The 1,644-nt window shown below is 61.9% G+C and carries 2 protein-coding genes; both read right to left on the bottom strand.

Going from position 1 to position 1,644, the window contains the following annotated elements; genetic code table 11:
• Nucleotides 1-75 precede the first annotated feature (75 nt).
• Entirely contained in the window at nt 76-1,125 is a 1,050-nt protein-coding gene (locus KNW02_RS20515; RefSeq protein ID WP_252734167.1) for a YeiH family protein, read from the bottom strand.
• A gap of 15 nt (nt 1,126-1,140) precedes the next feature.
• The gene (locus KNW02_RS20510) at nt 1,141-1,506 is read right to left on the bottom strand and encodes a TRAP transporter large permease subunit (RefSeq protein ID WP_216035028.1); all 366 of its coding nucleotides are present in this window, start codon (nt 1,504-1,506) and stop codon (nt 1,141-1,143) included.
• Nucleotides 1,507-1,644 lie beyond the last annotated feature (138 nt).

Below are 1,644 nucleotides of genomic sequence, written 5' to 3'. Positions count from 1 at the left end.
GCGCAGACGTCTCGGTATTACTCTTCATGGCGTGATCTCCCTGGCGGTTGCAGCCGCCGGTTGGGTGGGTTGAAATCACCCGGAGATTACGCCGCCTTCCAATTTCCACCACTCTCGCGACACGACCGAGCCGAGGGCCATGACCAGCAGGAACACAGTCTCGGCCACGATCAGCAACAGATGGCGCGGCCCAAGATTGAACACTGCCGCCAATGACGTGCGAACGCCGAGGGCGGAAATGGCGATCAGCAGAAGCCATCCCGACAAGGTGGCTGCCAGTGCGGCAAGGCTTTCGGACACCAGCCCGGTGCTGTTCAATGCGAAACAGCCGAGGAAGGCGATCACGAAACCCGGCAGGCGCAGCGAACCGGCGCTGCCCTCGCCCGAGACAAGGATCACCACCAGCAGCACCAGTGGCAGCATCATCACCCGCTGCAGCTTTATGATGGTGGCGATATTGCCTGCGGCCTCGTCAATCGAATAGCCGGCACCGATCACCTGCGCCACGTCATGGATGGTCGCGCCGATCAGGAAACCGGATTGCGCATCCGTCAGTCCCAGCAAGCCGAACAGCACCGGATAGAAGATCATCGCCAGAGTCGATAGCGCGGTGACGGCAACGACGGTGAACAGCGTGTCCTGCTCGAGTTGCTTTCCCTTCGGCAGCAGGGCCGAGATCGCCAGCGCCGCCGAGGCCCCGCAGATCGCCACCGAACCGCCGGTCAGAAGACCAAAGCGCCAGCGCCGCTTCAGCAATGGCGCCATCACGATGCCAAAGCCGATGGTCAGCGCCATCAGCCCGATCACCACCGCGAAAGAGCGGAAGCCGAGCGCCGACAGGTCCGCGATGCTGAGCCGGAAGCCCAGCAGGGCAACGCCGGCCCGCAGTACGGTCCTCGAGGTCATCTCGAGTCCCGGCGCGCAGCGCGCATCGGTGGCCATGAAGTTGAAGGCGATGCCGATCAGCAGCGCCATCAGCATCGCCGGCGCGCCATAGTGGTCCGACAGGAACTGCGCCGCCGCCGCAACCAGGCAAGCCAGCAGGAAGCCGCGGGACAGTTTGCCGGTTTGCACGGCCACTGGCGAGTTCATGATGAAGGTCTGGGAGGAAGCGAAACGGCGCATGAGGCGAACTCCGACCTAGAGCAGAAACAGCGAGATTTGCGGGACCAGCACGATCAGCATCAGTGCGGCGATGATGATCAGGATGAACGGCACGACGGCCAGACAGATATCCTTGAACGGTTCTCGGAAGACCGACATGGCCACGAACAGGTTCAGCCCGATGGGCGGCGTCAGAAAACCGATCTCGAGGTTGACCACCATGATGATGCCCAGATGGATCGGGTCGATCCCGTAGGCGATCGCCGGCACCAGCAGCAGCGGCGCGAGGATGACGATCGAGGATACAACGTCCAGAAAGCAGCCCACGACCAGCAGCAGCAGGTTGAGCGCCAGAAGGAAGGCCAGCGGGCTGTCGGTCAGCGAGGTGATGTTGATTGCCACTGAGAATTGATCCGGCAACCGCCAAAATTGTCATTGAGAATTGACCCATGTGCAACCCTGCCTCGGCTTGAAGCAGCTGGAGGCATACGGAGTGATCGACATGGGATTTTTGAAGGTTATCAGGAAGTGGGCGCTGCG

Source organism: Paracoccus marinaquae, from assembly GCF_018860165.1.
Lineage (GTDB): Bacteria > Pseudomonadota > Alphaproteobacteria > Rhodobacterales > Rhodobacteraceae > Paracoccus > Paracoccus marinaquae.
Note: the sequence above shows the minus strand (reverse complement) of the source record. Positions and strands in the feature narration are given on the sequence as shown.

Bases quoted from the DNA above. Each gene is read 5' to 3' on its own strand.
- KNW02_RS20515 (WP_252734167.1), bottom strand. From the start codon at position 1,125: ATGCGCCGTTTCGCTTCCTCCCAGACCTTCATCATGAACTCGCCAGTG.